Origin of the sequence: Smaragdicoccus niigatensis DSM 44881 = NBRC 103563, from assembly GCF_000380645.1 — a bacterium.
GTDB lineage: Bacteria > Actinomycetota > Actinomycetes > Mycobacteriales > Mycobacteriaceae > Smaragdicoccus > Smaragdicoccus niigatensis.
Window position 1 is genome coordinate 173,530 of record NZ_AQXZ01000018.1, and the last position, 15,388, is coordinate 188,917.

20 protein-coding genes are annotated in these 15,388 nt (G+C 63.7%); 11 read left to right on the plus strand and 9 right to left on the minus strand.

Going from position 1 to position 15,388, the window contains the following annotated elements; translation table 11 throughout:
- Positions 1-46 precede the first annotated feature (46 nt).
- Positions 47-751, plus strand: a complete 705-nt coding sequence (locus tag F600_RS0116910) for an alpha/beta hydrolase (protein WP_018161818.1) — start codon at positions 47-49, stop codon at positions 749-751.
- Positions 752-762: 11 nt separating this feature from the next.
- Here the strand turns inward: F600_RS0116910 and F600_RS0116915 are convergent, their stop codons facing one another.
- Together F600_RS0116915 and F600_RS0116920 are read right to left on the minus strand one after the other, a co-directional pair.
- Positions 763-1,089 (minus strand): branched-chain amino acid transporter permease, encoded by a 327-nt coding sequence (locus F600_RS0116915; RefSeq protein WP_018161819.1) that lies wholly within the window; start codon positions 1,087-1,089, stop codon positions 763-765.
- On the minus strand, positions 1,079-1,789 hold the full coding sequence (locus F600_RS0116920) for an AzlC family ABC transporter permease (RefSeq protein WP_018161820.1): 711 nt from the start codon (positions 1,787-1,789) through the stop codon (positions 1,079-1,081). Before F600_RS0116920 ends, F600_RS0116915 begins: the two co-directional genes overlap by 11 nt.
- A gap of 80 nt (positions 1,790-1,869) precedes the next feature.
- Between F600_RS0116920 and F600_RS0116925 the strand changes: the two genes are divergently transcribed.
- Positions 1,870-2,310 (plus strand): Lrp/AsnC family transcriptional regulator, encoded by a 441-nt coding sequence (locus F600_RS0116925; RefSeq protein ID WP_018161821.1) that lies wholly within the window; start codon positions 1,870-1,872, stop codon positions 2,308-2,310.
- Positions 2,311-2,365: 55 nt separating this feature from the next.
- A complete protein-coding gene (locus F600_RS0116930; protein WP_018161822.1) occupies positions 2,366-2,977 on the plus strand; it encodes a TetR/AcrR family transcriptional regulator in 612 nt (203 codons plus the stop codon).
- Positions 2,978-3,118: 141 nt separating this feature from the next.
- Here the strand turns inward: F600_RS0116930 and F600_RS0116935 are convergent, their stop codons facing one another.
- The 4 genes from F600_RS0116935 to F600_RS30600 are packed head-to-tail and all read right to left on the minus strand — an operon-like array spanning position 3,119 to position 5,409.
- Positions 3,119-3,601, minus strand: a complete 483-nt coding sequence (locus F600_RS0116935) for an SRPBCC family protein (RefSeq protein WP_040631775.1) — start codon at positions 3,599-3,601, stop codon at positions 3,119-3,121.
- Positions 3,602-3,639: 38 nt separating this feature from the next.
- On the minus strand, positions 3,640-4,308 hold the full coding sequence (locus tag F600_RS0116940) for a potassium channel family protein (protein ID WP_018161824.1): 669 nt from the start codon (positions 4,306-4,308) through the stop codon (positions 3,640-3,642).
- Positions 4,309-4,318: 10 nt separating this feature from the next.
- Complete coding sequence (locus F600_RS0116945) at positions 4,319-4,789, minus strand: hypothetical protein (RefSeq protein WP_018161825.1); 471 nt, start codon at positions 4,787-4,789, stop codon at positions 4,319-4,321.
- Positions 4,789-5,409: a TetR/AcrR family transcriptional regulator gene (locus tag F600_RS30600; protein ID WP_018161826.1), complete on the minus strand. Its 621-nt coding sequence runs from the start codon at positions 5,407-5,409 to the stop codon at positions 4,789-4,791. Before F600_RS30600 ends, F600_RS0116945 begins: the two co-directional genes overlap by 1 nt.
- 108 nt (positions 5,410-5,517) lie before the next feature.
- Between F600_RS30600 and F600_RS0116955 the strand changes: the two genes are divergently transcribed.
- Entirely contained in the window at positions 5,518-6,369 is an 852-nt protein-coding gene (locus F600_RS0116955; protein ID WP_026306624.1) for an SDR family NAD(P)-dependent oxidoreductase, read from the plus strand.
- Complete coding sequence (locus tag F600_RS0116960) at positions 6,366-7,616, plus strand: NADH:flavin oxidoreductase/NADH oxidase family protein (protein ID WP_018161828.1); 1,251 nt, start codon at positions 6,366-6,368, stop codon at positions 7,614-7,616. The genes F600_RS0116955 and F600_RS0116960 overlap by 4 nt, the downstream gene beginning before the upstream one ends.
- Here F600_RS0116960 and F600_RS0116965 read toward each other — a convergent pair.
- On the minus strand, positions 7,588-8,217 hold the full coding sequence (locus F600_RS0116965; protein ID WP_026306625.1) for a YoaK family protein: 630 nt from the start codon (positions 8,215-8,217) through the stop codon (positions 7,588-7,590). The two genes, F600_RS0116960 and F600_RS0116965, sit on opposite strands and share 29 nt — an antisense overlap.
- 28 nt (positions 8,218-8,245) lie before the next feature.
- Positions 8,246-9,115, minus strand: a complete 870-nt coding sequence (locus F600_RS0116970) for a hypothetical protein (RefSeq protein ID WP_018161830.1) — start codon at positions 9,113-9,115, stop codon at positions 8,246-8,248.
- A 224-nt stretch (positions 9,116-9,339) separates the two neighbouring features.
- Between F600_RS0116970 and F600_RS0116975 the strand changes: the two genes are divergently transcribed.
- From F600_RS0116975 to F600_RS0117000, 6 genes are read left to right on the plus strand one after another with little or no spacing between them, the layout of a single operon-like run.
- The gene (locus F600_RS0116975) at positions 9,340-10,524 is read left to right on the plus strand and encodes a lipid-transfer protein (protein WP_026306626.1); all 1,185 of its coding nucleotides are present in this window, start codon (positions 9,340-9,342) and stop codon (positions 10,522-10,524) included.
- A 1-nt stretch (position 10,525) separates the two neighbouring features.
- Positions 10,526-10,936 (plus strand): MaoC family dehydratase N-terminal domain-containing protein, encoded by a 411-nt coding sequence (locus F600_RS0116980; RefSeq protein WP_018161833.1) that lies wholly within the window; start codon positions 10,526-10,528, stop codon positions 10,934-10,936.
- The gene (locus F600_RS0116985; protein ID WP_018161834.1) at positions 10,933-11,313 is read left to right on the plus strand and encodes a MaoC/PaaZ C-terminal domain-containing protein; all 381 of its coding nucleotides are present in this window, start codon (positions 10,933-10,935) and stop codon (positions 11,311-11,313) included. Before F600_RS0116980 ends, F600_RS0116985 begins: the two co-directional genes overlap by 4 nt.
- A gap of 13 nt (positions 11,314-11,326) precedes the next feature.
- Complete coding sequence (locus tag F600_RS0116990; protein ID WP_018161835.1) at positions 11,327-12,157, plus strand: SDR family NAD(P)-dependent oxidoreductase; 831 nt, start codon at positions 11,327-11,329, stop codon at positions 12,155-12,157.
- Positions 12,157-13,302 (plus strand): acyl-CoA dehydrogenase family protein, encoded by a 1,146-nt coding sequence (locus tag F600_RS0116995; protein WP_040631783.1) that lies wholly within the window; start codon positions 12,157-12,159, stop codon positions 13,300-13,302. Before F600_RS0116990 ends, F600_RS0116995 begins: the two co-directional genes overlap by 1 nt.
- A 20-nt stretch (positions 13,303-13,322) precedes the next feature.
- On the plus strand, positions 13,323-14,507 hold the full coding sequence (locus F600_RS0117000) for a TetR/AcrR family transcriptional regulator (protein ID WP_018161837.1): 1,185 nt from the start codon (positions 13,323-13,325) through the stop codon (positions 14,505-14,507).
- Positions 14,508-14,517: 10 nt separating this feature from the next.
- Here F600_RS0117000 and F600_RS0117005 read toward each other — a convergent pair whose 3' ends face one another.
- Positions 14,518-15,291, minus strand: coding sequence for an enoyl-CoA hydratase (locus F600_RS0117005; RefSeq protein WP_018161838.1), 774 nt, complete (start codon positions 15,289-15,291; stop codon positions 14,518-14,520).
- Positions 15,292-15,388: the final 97 nt, after the last annotated feature.

The window sequence follows — 15,388 nt, forward strand, 5'->3', positions numbered from 1 at the left end:
AATAGGTTGAAAGTCATCGCAGTCTTTCATTTCAGAGAGGTCCACCATGACGGATAAGCCCGCGATTGTTCTCGTTCACGGATTCTGGGGCGGCGCCGCCCACTGGGCGAAGGTGATCGTCGAACTCCACCGGCGCGGATACGCCGATATCCGTGCTGTCGAAAACCCGCTCACCTCACTCGCCGCAGACGCGGCGCGCACACAGCAGATGGTCAAGCAGATCAACGGGCCGGTTGTCCTCGTCGGACACTCCTACGGCGGTGCGGTCATCACCGAAGCCGGGAACCTGCCGAACGTCGTTGCGCTCGTCTATGTGGCCGCATTCGCGCCGGACGCGGGCGAGAGCCCCGGCCAGCTCACCCAGGAGATGCCGCCGTCAGCCTTTGCGAACGTCGTCCCGGACTCGGACGGATACCTGTGGATCATCCCCGACAAGTTCGGCGAGAGCTTCGCACAGGATCTGACCGAGGATGAGGGACTCGTCATGGGTGCAACCCAGAAGGCGCCGCTGGCATCGACTTTCGGCGATACCGTCACCGACCCGGCGTGGAAGCACAAGCCGGTCTGGTATCAGGTTTCGACCGAGGACCGCATGATCAACCCGGACAACGAGCGCCGTATGGCAGCGCGCATGAACCCGCGCGAGATCATCGAACTCGCTGCGAGCCATGCGTCGCTCGCGTCGCAGCCAGCGGCGATCGTCGATCTGATCGACATGGCCTCGGTCGCCGTGAGTCCGGTCAGCGCGTAGAAGTCGTCGGACTAGCCAACGACCGCCGACAGTCCGACACACACCAGAGTCCCGCAGACGAGGCTCAGCACGACGTTTCGCCTCCATGCGTGGAGTCCGATGGTGGTCAGGACGGCAATGAACTGGGGAAGGGCAACGGACCACTCGGCGGTCGCCAGCGGCGTCATCACGTAAAACGCCAGGATCGTCAGGGCGCCGAGTGGCATCCACTTTCCGATGTCGGCGAGCAATGCGGACTCGCGGAGGTATCCCTTGACCGCGAAGGGAAGAGCCCGAAGCGCAAGGGTGATCGCAATCGCGACGCCGATTGCGGACGCGACGTAGGCCTCATGCGGCATGGACCGACCTCCGCCCGGTGAAGTGCCGAAGGACCAGCGTCGACGCGAACAACACCATTCCGACGAGCACGATGGCCTGCGGGGCCAGCACTGCGGCAACAAGTGCACACCCGCCGGCGAGCGTCAGCGTGCGCCAGTCGGGACGATCGCGGTAGGCGTCCATCGTCAGCACGATGAACAGCGCCGTCAGGATGAAGTCGAGTCCCTTGACATCGCTGAGGACCGTCGATCCAGCGACTCCGCCCACCAGTGCGCCGATCGCCCACGAGGAGTGCAGGCCGAGTTGGGTCCACAGGATTCTTCGGCTGCGAAGGGTCCGGGGGTCCTTCGTGCTCAACAGCGCGTACGCCTCGTCGGTCAGCGCGTAGACGCTGTAGAACTTCGCCCAGCGGCCGTGCACCCGGTCGAGCGGGAACGTCAGTCCGTAGAACAGGTGTCGTGAGTTCACCACGAACGTGGTCGTCGCGATCGCCGCGACCGGAGCGGCGACGACAAGCATTCCGACCAGGATGAATTCGAGGGAGCCCGCGAAGATGCCGGCCGAGATGAGGGGCGCCAGCCACCACGGAAAGCCGTGACTCGAGACGTACACACCGAACCCGATGCCCAACGCGAAGAGCCCGGCCCACACGACCCAGGTCTCGCGCGCGGCCGTCGCAAGATCGGATTCGCGCTGCTCAACCAGGGTGTTTGTGGCCATGAAGCAACGATAGAAAATTCATCGAGCACTTTGATTGCCACTTTGTGCCGTCGCGGACCCGTGAGCGCAATATTGGAGATGTGGATCGCATCGATCGCGCAATCATTGCGCAGTTGCAAGAGAACGGCCGTCTGACGAACCAAGAACTGGCCGACCGCGTGGGGTTGACGCCCGCGCCGTGCTTACGGCGTGTGCGCAGGCTGGAGGCCGACGGCGTCATTACCGGCTATTCGGCGATCGTCAACCCGGCCGCGCTCGGCCGGGACTTCGAGGTGCTCATCAGTGCCGAGCTCGCGGCCAAGGACCGAGCCACCGTCGAGGCATTCGAAAGTCGGCTGTCGGCGATGGACGAGGTCGCGGAGTTAAGGCGTATGTACGGGATTCCCGACTACTTCATCCGGGTTCAGGTCGCGAACACCGCCGAGTACGAACAGTGGATGATCACGCGGCTCATGGGTGATCCGGCCATCGCGCGTGTCGATTCCCGGATCACCATGAAGATGCTCAAGACGCCGCGCTAGCCACGGTCCCTAGGATGATGCGGACGACGGCAGCGTGCCGTTGGGAGGGATACACATGCCGCGAGTGCCGGACGAGGATCGCAAAGCGCGACCGTATGCACCGCGCAAGTCGCCCGAGGAGCGGCGCGAGCAACTGCTCGATGCGGCCCTTCGCGTCACTGTTCGGGACGGAATCCACAAGGTCTCGATGGACACCGTGTCGAAGGAAGCAGGGGTCACGCGGCCGGTCATCTACGGCGTTTTCACCGACACGAACGACCTGCTGAGCGCATTCTTGGCCCGCGAAGAAACTGCCGTTATCGCGCAGATGTCGCCGATCCTGCCAACCGTCGGAGACGAGGATCCCGGTGCGGCGGTGTTGATCTTCCTCGAACGATTTCTGATGGCCGTCCAGGAAGCGCCAGCCCGCTGGCGAGCGGTGTTCGCGCTGGTCGACAGCACTGCGGCGGCATTCCGCGAGCGCGTGGAAAGAGGCCGGAGAGTGCTCATCTCTGTCCTGGAGGACCTTCTGCGTATTGAGGATCCGGATGAGGACACCGAGTTGTACGCCCGCGCGATCCTCGCGCTCATGTGGGATGCCGGTCGCACGGTGCTCGCGGAACCCGACCAGTTCCCGCCCGAGCGGATCACGACGTTCGCGCGAAAGCTGCTCCAGCGACTGCCGTAAGCGCGGTGTACCGAAGGATCGGATCCCGCTGGTCCATGCGGTACCGAAAAGTGCGTCTGATCAGGCGCACGATCTGGTATGCCATGCAGCCCAACGCCAAACAGGTGCGCGATGCGGCAACTCATGCACCCAGGCCAACGGTCAGACCGTTGCGCCCTGTAGATACCCGGACAGCGACCTCAGTACCTGACGCGCATATCCGTTCCACATCATCCCCAACGCGGGGACGAGCGGAGCGGTGACTGCGTACTTGGGGTGCACCGTCCACTGCCAGGTGATGAGTGTTCCACTACCCGCGGAGGCAAAGGTCCAGGCGCCTTCGATATGGGAAACCAACACCTCCATCGGGCCCTTGATGTCGGTGAGCGTGTACCCGAAGCTCGTCGGACCGTCGACATGGGTCAAGGTCTCGAGCACGCTTCCGCCACCGGTCAACTTCAGCGTCCGCGATTGTCCGACCGAACCCCAAACACCCGGTGAGTGCTGATCGACCGCCTTGATGGGCGGAAACGGGCCGTACCACTTGTTGAACAGTTCCGTGATCGGCATGGGAAGCGTGCGCGCGAATGAGGCACCCTGCGGCACTGGAACATCGAGCGACTGGGAAACCACTACGGGACGCATGAATCCATCCTCGCCGCATGCGAGGGTTCCAACAAGGGTTACTTCGGTTCGGACGTCCGCCCGCGCATCGTGAGCCCGACGATTCGAGAGACGAGCATCGCGACATATGCCAGGCCGACGATCTGCTCGATCATCACCAGCGATCGAGCAACGGGCCGGATCGGGACGATGTCGCTGAGTCCGGTAGACGTCAGCGTTGTGACCGAGAGGAAGAGCAGTTCGATCCACGTTCGCTGTGCTTCCGGCGCGACCGCGGCCGTGAAACTGTTCGGCTGGACGTACTGGCACACGGTGAAGACGTGTGCGAAACCCCAGGCGAGCAGCGTGAACGTCGCTCCGACCGCCCACATTTCGTCGGTCGTGATGTCGGCGTCGTAGAGCATGTAGGCGAGCATGCAACCGGCCGCATAGACGTACAGGCACGCTTCCAGCACCGACGAAGTGATTCCCAGAGCCGGGACATCGAAGAACGCGTCCAGCGCCAACAAGACGCCGGCCGGCATCGCCAGCGCCGCGCCGACCCAGGTCAGACCAGGGGAGAAGCGCACAGCCCACAGCGCGAGAAGCACAATGCCGACGCCGAACGCGTTGAACAGCGCTCGGCTGATCGAGGTCGAACCCATCAGCGGATACAGGAGCAACCCGGCGATCTGGACCGCGAACAGGACCGCAGACGGGTGCTGTTTGATCCACTCGACGCGAGTCACAGCACTGATGCTAGAGGGGCTGGAGTGTCTGCGGCGCAGCGATTGCCGAAAGGTCGAGCGTCCAGGACTCAAGCGGAGTCGCCGCGATGACCCGGTGTGTGACGGAGTCGAACGCGACGGTCGTCGTCTGTCCGTCCGCGACGGGGAGCTCCGGGTCGACGTTCCCGCCGAAGTGCAGCACCACGAGATAGACCAGGGTGGCGTCGCTGATCTTGCCTTCGGTGGGAACGAAACTGTGCGCGGTCTGCCACGTCGTCTTCACGTATTGCGCAGAGGTCGACCTCGAGAACCCGGCTGCCTGCAAATGCTGCTCGACCGCGGCGAGAAGCCAATCGGGCGAATCCTGAATCGGGGTGATGACCGGCTGTCCGGCCACGGCATCATGGCGGTATCCGGCGAGCGTCGCCACGGTAATCGCACTGACGATAGCGGCCCGCGCGAAGGCGGACAGTCCCGGTTCGATCCACTTCGCTATCACCATCAGCGAACCGAGGCCGGCAGCAGCGCGTCGAAGCTGTTCAACAGGTGCTCCCGAACGACCGCCCACGTCGGATGCGCGGCGTCCGTGCCGGGCACCGCCCCGAGGATGACCGTCCCACGGATCGTCGCGATGGAAATCTGCAGGAGGTCGTCGAAACCCGGCTGCGATGCATAGGTTGGCACGGCCACCCCAGCGAGCGCGCGGATGGCGGCCATGCCCTGCGCGGTCAGCTGTGCCACGCGCCGCGCGAGCTGAGGTTCCGTGCGGGCCACGTTGAACAGCTCGAAAACGGCCGGAGTGATCGGTAGATTGTGGAGCTCCCACAGCTGGTCGAGCATGCTGGCGACACGGTCTCGCTCGCTGCCGTCGGGCGCGGGCCGTTCCGCCGCCTCGATCACCATCTGTTCCATCAGCCGAACGATCGCGGCATCGACGAGCTCAGCCTTCGTGGGGAAGTAGTGCTGCTGTGCACCTTGGCTCACGCCCGCGCGCTCGGCCACCGATCGCGTCGTGGTCGCCACGAACCCGACGTCGACCAGGCTGTCGATGGTGGCGTCGAGGAGGGCGGTGATCGTCGCGGCACGACGTTCGGCCTGCGTCCGAGGAGTGTGTTCCGCCACCCGAATAGGGTCCCGAGATAAAGCAAAATTTGCAAGTCAAGGGACTTGCAAGTCGCGCGACTGGAATTTACGCTCGGTCAAACCACCGGCATCAATGAGGAGCATCGGATGAAGGACTTTCGCGGCAAGGTCGCAGTCGTCACGGGCGCAGGATCCGGAATCGGACGGGCGCTTGCCATCGCGCTGACCAAGGCGGGAGCCAAGGTCGCGATCAGCGACTGGCACGCCGCGGGGCTGCAGGAAACCGCGGCACTGTGCTGCGCCGAAGGTGGAGAACCGCACTCGCAGGTCCTCGACGTTCGGCAGAAGGAAGCCGTCCACGCGTACGCCGACGCCGTCGCGGCGCACTTCGGCACGGTGAACCTCGTCATCAACAACGCCGGCATCACGATCTTCGGCAGCGTCGAGGAAAGTCCGTACAAGGACATCGAGAAGGTCATGGACGTCGACTTCTGGGGCGTCGTCTATGGCACGAAAGCGTTCCTCCCGCACCTCATCGCATCCGGTGACGGCCACGTCGTGAACGTGTCCAGCGTCTTCGGACTCTTCGGGTTCCCTCGCCAAAGCTCTTACAATGCAGCGAAATTCGCTGTGCGTGGATTCACCGAATCGCTGCGCCAGGAAATGCTCATCGCGCGTCACCCGGTCCAGGTCACGTGTGTGCACCCCGGCGGCATCAAGACGAACATCGTGAAGAACGCGTCCTCGAGCATCGACGAGGACCTCAGCACTATGCAGCGGGTATTCGACGAGGTGCTCACCCGTACCAGTCCGGAGGACGCCGCGAAGACGATCCTCAAGAGCGTCAAGAACGGTGACGCGAAGTGCCTCATCGGACTCGATGCGAAGGTCATGGATCTGACGGTTCGTGCACTCGGCTCGAACTACCAGCGACTCTTCGCCACGGTGACCACTGTCGTCGAAAACCGTCTCGGACTGCGTGGGAAGGCAACCAAGTGACGGTTCTTCGCGAGTCGGTCACGCTGCCGAACGGTGCCGTCCTGCCCAACCGCTTTATGAAGTCGGCGCTGAGCGAGGGGATGGGAGCCTCCGACCGCGGTCCGTCGAAGCGGATCGAACGTCTGTACAACCGTTGGTCGACCGGCGGCTACGGGCTTGTCGTCACCGGCAACGTCATGGTCGACGGTCGCCATCTGGGCGAGCCCGGGAACATCGTGGTCGAGGACGATCGTCACCTCGACCGTCTGAAGTCCTGGGCCAAGGGCTTCCAGGACCATGGCAGCCCGATCTGGATGCAGATCAATCACCCTGGGCGTCAGGCGAATGCGCTCGGCGGTAAGCGTCAGCCGGTCGCGCCGAGCGCGATTGCGGCGCGCGTCCCCGGAATGATGAAGCCGCGCGCACTCAGCCGCAACGAGATCCGCGACGTGATCGAACGATTCGCGACGACGGCGGCGATTGCCGAAGCCGCCGGGTTCGACGGCGTTCAGATCCACGGCGCTCACGGCTATCTCGTCACTCAGTTCCTGTCGCCGCTGACGAACCAGCGCACCGACGAGTGGGGCGGTGACCCGGCTCGCCGCCGACGCTTCGTCATCGAGGTACTGCGCGCGATCCGGGCACAGACCAACCCGTCGTTCGCGGTCGGCATCAAGCTCAACTCGGCCGACTTCCAGCGCGGCGGATTCACCGAGGAAGAATCTCGGGACGTCGTTCGCGCACTTGTCGATGAAGGCATCGACCTCCTCGAAATCAGCGGAGGTTCGTACGAAGCGCCCGCAATGATGGGCCAGGTGGCGGCGTCGACCGCGGCGCGCGAGGCCTACTTCCTCGACTACGCACGCTCGGTTCGAGCGATAACGGGTGATGTCCCGATCGCGGTCACCGGTGGCTTCCGCACCGCCGCCGCGATGGAACGTGCTGTGTCCGAGGGAGATTGCGACATCATCGGGCTCGGTCGCCCGACTGCCCTGGTCCCCGACGCACCGAAGGGGATCCTCACGGGCGTCGTCACCGAGCTGCCGAGCGCCAACGTCAAAATCGGTGCCCGCTCGATCCTCGGTCGGGTCACGGACCTCAAGGCGATGGACGGTGCTCTCGATCTGTCGTGGCACGCCGACCAGCTGCATCGCATGGGCGACGGTAAGGAACCGGACCCGAACCGTTCGTGGGTCGACGCACTCGTGATGCTGGGCGTCCGCAACGGGCCCGCCGCATTCAAGCCACGGACGCGTTCGATTCGCTGAGCGTCCGAACGGTCGCGGTGGCGGCGCTGATCAAGAGCAACGCTGCTACCGCGATCCACAACGCGATGAGCCCGATGGCGTGGTAGGTCATCGCGCCGGTGACCGCGCCGGCGGCAAGACCCACCCACAGCGCCGCATAGCGCAGCCACGCCCAACGGGGTCCGCCGAAGAGTGCGTCGACGAAGCGCTGACCGGCTTTGACGAGCGTGCCCGTCATGTACGTGAGTCCGACGGACACCTCGCCGGAGCGTTGGAACACCGAATTCATCACTCCCATCGCGGCGGCGGCGATCAGTAGCCCGCCGATGTCCGTCCACCTCGACACCACAGAGCCGATGCCAAGCGTCGCCGACGTCGCGACCAGGACTGCCACCCGCTCCTTGGGATGCCGGGAGACGACTGCGCCGACCATGACGCCGAGAACGAACATCCCGATCAGTCCGGCGGCCTTTCCTGCGGCGACCCAGTGTGTGGTGGCACCGCCGGCGGACATCCGCGTGGTGTTTCCGCTCATGAAGGACAGGAAGTAGCCGCCCAGATGGACGAAGCCGATCGCGTCGACAAATCCGGCAACGCCGGATAGACACACGGCCAGAAGAATTTCGCGCCGTCGAATGTTCAGCACAGGATCACGCGGTGCCGTTCGCGGGCGACTCGACCTTCGTCGCCGCTGAGACGATGTCGGGGTCCATGGCGTCGATCGCGGTGGGACCACCCGGCACCGGAACGAACCAAATGTGCAGCATCGGCGGGGTGCGCCGGTTCACCGAGCCAGCCGGGCAGCCGTGTTCGACATCGCCCACGACTCCGAGGTTGCGCGTCAGACACAGGTTCGTGTGCACGTGCCACTGGGTGAGGCAGCCGCCGGGCTGGGGAGTGTCGCCCCAGAACGTCCCGATGAACATGACCGCCACCAGGACCGCGCCCTTCGGTGTGTTCGCGTACACCAGGGACTGCGGCTGCGAGGTGTTCAGTATGTTGCCGCTGGCTGCGGTGTTGAAGTAGTAATCCGGGTTGATGTAGTGCACCACGTCCATTCCGCTGGGCGTGGCCGGCCGATATCCCTGCGATTGTGCGTACGCGAGGCTTTCGTATGGCTTGGCGTCCGCCCAACTTTGATTCACCAGGTCAACAGCGGCCTTCTGCTGATCCGGAGTGGGGGCGGTGTCGCATGGCGTCGAGGTCGCCATCTCCATGCCGTCATGCATGTCCATCGCCATCGGCATCGTGATGTCGCCGGCGGGGGACTGGGTCTTGAGCTTGATGCCGCCGTCGCCGTGATTCATGTTGCCGTGGTCCATGTTTCCGTGGTCCATCGGCATGGACATCGTCGTCGACGGAACTGCTGACGAGGACCCGAGCGACGCCGGTTTGGCTGTGTCGTTGGCAGAGCACCCCGCCAGAACCAGGACGGCAACCGCCGGAACGAGCGACCACCACGCAACCGAACGCGATCGTCCCGCGTCCTTCGGCTCGCCGCGTTCGAAGTTCATGCTCATACCGCCAGGTTAGTGACCCATTTCAGGTCTACCAGGGCCCGGGGAAGTTCGGGATGGCCAGTTTCGCCCAAGGCGCCGCGTCCGCGCCCTCCGATGTGAATGACCGGTCACCGAATGCTGTCTACAGGCGACACGAAAGCCTTAGAAATGTGCACGGCTATTGACGATCAAAGCGGTCAGGCCTACGTTAAGTGAATTGTCATTAATCCCGCAGGAGGAATTTCATGGCCAGGCAATCAGTCGTCGCCGGCGTGGGGATGATCCCGTTCAGCACACCAAGGAACACCGCGCCATATGCCGTCATGGGAGAGACCGCCGCACGCAAGGCGCTCGCCGATGCCGGCGTGGACTACTCGAAGGTGCAGCAGGCGTACGTCGGCTATGTGTACGGCGACTCGACCTCGGGTCAGGCTGCGCTCTACGGCCTCGGCCAGACCGGAATCCCGATCGTCAACGTCAACAACAACTGCTCGACGGGTTCGAGCGCGTTGTTCCTCGCCCGGCAGGCCATCGAGTCCGGCGCCGCGGAGTGCGTGATCGCGCTCGGTTTCGAGCAGATGCAGCGCGGTGCTCTGGGTTCGATATGGGCCGACCGGCCGAACGCCTTCGAGCGCTTCGATGCTCAGACCAAGGTGTTGCAGGGCTGGGACGAGCAGGCGCCGATGGCCGCGCAATGGTTCGGCGGCGCCGGCCAGACCTACTGCGACAAGTACGGCATGGACCCCAAGGTCTTCGCCCAGATCGCCGTGAAATCGCGTAACCACGCCGCGAACAACCCGTACTCGGTCTTCCGCGACCCGATCACGGTGGAAGAGGTACTTGCCTCGCCGCAGATCTTCGGCCCGCTCACTCGTTTGCAGTGCTGTCCGCCCACGTGTGGCGCGGCCGCCGCGGTCCTGTGCAGCGAGGAGTTCGCCAAGGCCAACGGCCTGAACACCACGGTGCGGATCAAGGCGCAAGCGATGACCACGGACTTCGAGTCGACCTTCTCGACCGACATGATGCGCGTCGTCGGCTACGACATGGCCAAGGCTGCCGCCGACCAGGTTTACGCGGCCTCGGGTGTATCGCCTGAGGACATTCGCGTCGTGGAGCTGCACGACTGCTTCACCACCAACGAACTGCTGACCTACGAAGTCCTCGGTCTCACGCCGGAAGGCACCGCCGAGAAGTTCATCGCCGACGGCAACAACACCTACGGCGGGCAGGTCGTCACCAACCCGTCCGGCGGCCTGATGTCAAAGGGCCACCCGCTGGGCGCGACCGGTTTGGCGCAGTGCGCCGAGCTCGTCTGGCAGCTCCGTGGACAGGCCGAAGCCCGTCAGGTCGAGGGCGTCAACCTCGCACTCCAACACAACATCGGGCTCGGCGGCGCAGCTGTCGTGACCCTGTACGAAAAGGTGATCTGACATGGCTGTCGATCCATCAGCAATCGGAACCGAGCTTGCATCAACCACTTTGACCGTCGACGAGGGTCGTCTGCGCTTCTTCGCCAAGGCCATCGGGGACAAGGTCGACCCCGATCTGCGCGTGCCGCCGACGTTCTTGTTCTCGATCGAACTCGAGAACCCGAACGCATTCGGCTGGGTTGACCAGCTCGGCATCGATCTTCGTTTCGTTCTCCACGGTGAGCAGGCGTTCACGTACCACCAGCCGGCGTACGCCGGGGACGTGCTCACTGCGACCCCGAAGATCACCGACGTCTACAGCAAGAAGGGTGGCGCGCTCGACTTCATCGTCAAGGACACGGCCGTGACGAATGCCGCGGGTGAGCTCGTCGCTGACCTCAAGACCGTCATCGTCGTAAGGAACCCGAAATGAACGTCGGAACTGAACTGCCCACACTCAAACTGAAGCCCATTTCCCGCACCACATTGGCGCTGTTCGCCGGTGCCTCGGGAGACCACAACCCGATGCACATCGACATCGACGTCGCGAAGTCTGCAGGTCTGGAAGATGTGTTCGCCCACGGCATGTTGTCGATGGCGTACCTGGGCCGACTGCTGACCGACAACTTCGACTCGGCGAGCATCCGCTCCTACCGCGTGCGCTTCGCCTCGATCACGCCGGTTCACGGCAAGCCAACCGCTACCGGCAAGGTCGTCTCGATCGAAGACGGCCTCGCCACTCTCGAACTCACCGTCGCACTCGAAGACGGAACCGTCACTCTCTCCGGCGACGCTGTCGTCGCCATCTAAGAAAGACAGAATCATGGGAACTCTTGAAGGCAAAGTCGCCATCATCTCCGGCTCAGGCCGTGGCATCGGGCGCGAAATCGCTCTGAAGCTCGCCTCCGAAGGCGCGAAGGTCGTCGTCAACGACCTCGACGCAGAGCCCGCCAAGGAAACCGTCGCCGCGATCGAATCCGCTGGTGGCCAGGCCGTGGCATGCATCGGCAGTGTCACCGACGCCGATTTCGGCGAGCGCTTCGTCGCCGCTGCGGTCGACAATTTCGGCGGACTCGACATCATCGTCAACAACGCCGGCTACACCTGGGACTCGGTCATCCAGAAGATGACCGACGAGCAGTGGGACGCGATCCTCGACGTGCACCTCAAGGCGCCGTTCCGGATTCTGCGCGCCGCACAGCCCGTCATCGCCGCTGCCGTGAAGAAAGCCAAGGAGGCCGGCGAGCCCATCCCGTGCCGCAAGGTCGTCAACATCTCGTCGATGGCCGGCACCGGGGGCAACGCGGGTCAGGCGAACTACTCGGCGGCGAAGGCCGGCATCACCGGTCTGACGAAGACGCTCGCCAAGGAGTGGGGTCGCTACAACGTCACCGTCAACACGGTCGCGTTCGGCCTGATCAAGACTCGCCTCACCTCGACACCCGCGGGCGGCGACGGCACGATCGACGTCGAGGGCAAGAAGCTCAAAGTCGGGGTCAACCCGAACCTGCTTGCCGCCATGGAACAGATGATCCCGCTCGGCCGCGGCGGTGAACCGTCCGAAGCAGCCGGTGCGGTCTACCTGTTTTGTATCCCCGAGTCCAACTACGTCAGCGCGCAGACCCTGCAGTGTGGCGGAGGGTTCAATTTCTGATGTACCGATCTGCATGGATGGACGACGAAATCGTCGCCCTCAAGGAAATGGCAACCAAGTTCTTCGAGAGCGAAGCACTACCGTATCGAGAGAAATGGATCGACCAGAAGCGCGTCGACCGCGAATTCTGGCTCAAGGCAGGCGAACAGGGTCTGCTCTGCGCAGCGATACCCGAGGAGTACGGAGGTGGTGGCGGCACTTTCGCCCACGACCTCGCGATCTTCCAGGCGGCGCTCGAGCTCACGGAGATGGGCTTCGGCATCGGTGCAGGGGTTCACGCCGGACTGGTCGCGAACTACCTCAACACCTACGGAACCGAAGAGCAGAAGCACCGCTGGCTCCCGAAGATGTGCAGTGGCGAGTTCATCGGCGCTATTGCGATGACGGAGCCCGGTGGCGGGTCCGACCTGAAGGCCATCCGGACGACAGCGATCCGCGAGGGCGACCACTACGTCGTCAACGGTTCCAAGACGTTCATCTCCAACGGCGTCAACGCGGACCTCGTGATCCTCGTCCTCAAGACCGATCCGTCGGCCGGGGTCAGGGGAGTGTCTCTCCTGGTCGTCGAGACCCGCGATCTGCCTGGATACCGAGTGGGTCGGGTACTCGAGAAGGTCGGTATGAAGGCGCAGGACACCGCGGAATTGTTCTTCGACGACATGCGAGTTCCGGTGGCCAATCTGCTCGGCGAGGAGGGGAAGGGTTACGCGTACGCGATGAAGTCGCTCGCGCACGAACGGCTCCTGATTTCGGACATGGCCGCCACAATGGCCGAGGCCGCGGTTGCCGAGACCGTGAAGTACACCAAGGAACGCCATGCGTTCGGTGGCCCGCTGTTCGAGCTGCAGAACACGCGATTCGAGCTCGCCCAGTGTGCGACGCTCGCTCGGGTCGCGCGGGTGTTCGTCGACGACTGCATCGAGCGTCATCTTCGCGATGACCTCGACGCGGCGAGCGCGTCGATGGCCAAGACGTACTCGACCGAGGTTCAGTGCGAGGTCATCGATCGCTGCGTGCAGCTCTTCGGTGGGTATGGATACATGCTCGAGTACCCGATCGCGAGAATGTACGCAGACTCGCGCGCGCAGAAGATCTACGCGGGTGCGAACGAAGTCATGAAAGAGTTGATCGCGCGCTCGTTGTAGACCGGCAGAGGGAGGGCAGGGTGGCTGACGGACCATTGGCAACCCGCCCCGCCCGCGGTACGCGCCCGTCAAATCGACGCGAACTGATTGTCGCGGCCGCAGCGGATCTGTTCTACCGCAACGGATACGCGAGCGTCAGCATGAGCAACATCGCCGACGCGGTGGCAATGGGACCCTCTGCGCTTTACCGGCATTTCCGCAACAAGGAGACACTGCTTGCCACGGTCGTCGGCAATGCGGTCGCCGAGCTTGAGGATGCGCTTGCTGCGGCGCTGGACGATTCGTCCGGAACGGCTGCGGTCACGTTGGCATCGCTCAGTCTCCGCAACCGCGCCGCGGGAGTGTTGTGGCAGCGTGAAGGTCGCTATCTGTCTGTGGAGACGCGCAGTGAACTGCGTGTACGAGCCAGAGCGGTTGGTAATCGCATCGCGGCGCTCATCCGTCGGCAGCGCCCGGAAGTCGACGAAACGCAGGCCGAGCTCCTCGCGTGGAGCGCGCTTGCGGTCGCGCAGAGCATTTCCTATCACCGCTTGCAGCTGCCCGCCGCGGAGTTCGCCGCGACTCTCACCGCGTTGGTCGACGCTTCAATCGCAGTCGAGATCCCGCGATTGGAGGCTTCTCCGGCGAACGAGTCCCGGCCAGCGCTCCGGTCCTCGACGCGGCGGGAGACGATCCTGACGGAAGCCGCCATATTGTTCGGCGAGCAGGGCTACTCGAACGTCAGCATGGAGGACATCGGCAATGCTGTCGGCGCGACTGGGCCCAGTCTGTACAACCACTTTGTCGGCAAGTCCGACATTCTGATCGCCGTTATGATGCGCGGTGCGGAGTGGTTGCAGATGGACTTGAACCGTTCGCTCAGTCGCGCGACCGATCCGCGAGATGCGCTCATTCGGCTGCTCGAAAGCTACGCAACCTTCGTGTTCGACAATCCCCACCTCATGCAGTTGCTCAGCACGGAACTGCTCGAGCTGTCCGAAGCCGATCAAGAGCGCACCCGGAGCGCCCAACTTGCCTACATCAGCGAATGGGTACATCTGCTGAACCAGGTGCATCCCGAGTGGGACACGACCCGTGCCCGAATCCGTATTCAGGCGGTGCACACGATGATGAGCCACATCGCGCTGACGCCTCATCTCCGCAGGTTCGGCAATGCTGATTCGGTGGTCATGGACATCGGGGCAGCGCTGCTGGAAGTCGCATAGAGCCAGCGGCTCAGCTGCCTTGCCACACCGGTTTCCGTTTGGAAATGAACGCACTCATTCCCTCTTGCGCATCGCAGGTGACGGCGTTGATTGCCATCACTTCCTGCATCTCTTCGTAGGCCGCTGCCTGTGGGAGGTCGATCTGACGATAGAAGGCCTGTTTGCCGACCGCCAAGGTCAACGAGCTTGCGGCAGCAATCGACTCGGCCAACGCGCGGACGCGCGCATCGAGTTCGTCGGGAGCAACAACTTCATTGATCAATCCCCAGTCGGCGGCCGTCGCGGCATCGATGACCGACCCCGTTAGCAGCATCTGCAGTGCCCGTTTGCGCCCGATTGCTCGACTGACGGCGACCATCGGCGTGGAGCAGAAGAGGCCGATCTTCACTCCGGGTGTTCCGAATACCGCGGTCGTGGAGGCCACCGCGAGATCGCAGGTGGCGACCAGTTGACAGCCCGCGGCGACCGCTGTTCCCTGGACCGCGGCGATGACGGGCTGTGGGATCTGCTGAATGGTCTGCATCATCTCGGTGCAGATGCGGAAGATCTCGCGTTCTTCGTCGAGCGTCCGGCCGACCATTTCGTGCAAGTTGTGGCCAGCGGAGAAGGCCGGGCCGCTGGCTTTCATGACGATCACTGCGATGTCGGGTGTGCTGCTCAAGGCGCGCAGCGACTCGGTGACGGCAAGCATCATCGCGGCCGACAGTGGGTTGCGCTGATCTGGCCGATCGAGTGTGAGGTATCCGATCCGGTCGACCTTGTCCACCCGTACGTAGTTCGCCATACGTCAACATTCGCACGATCGGTAACTGTCGCAAGTGCCGTATACGGACAGCATGTGGTGGTGACAATCGACGCTGACGGGGAGCGGCCTTCGATAA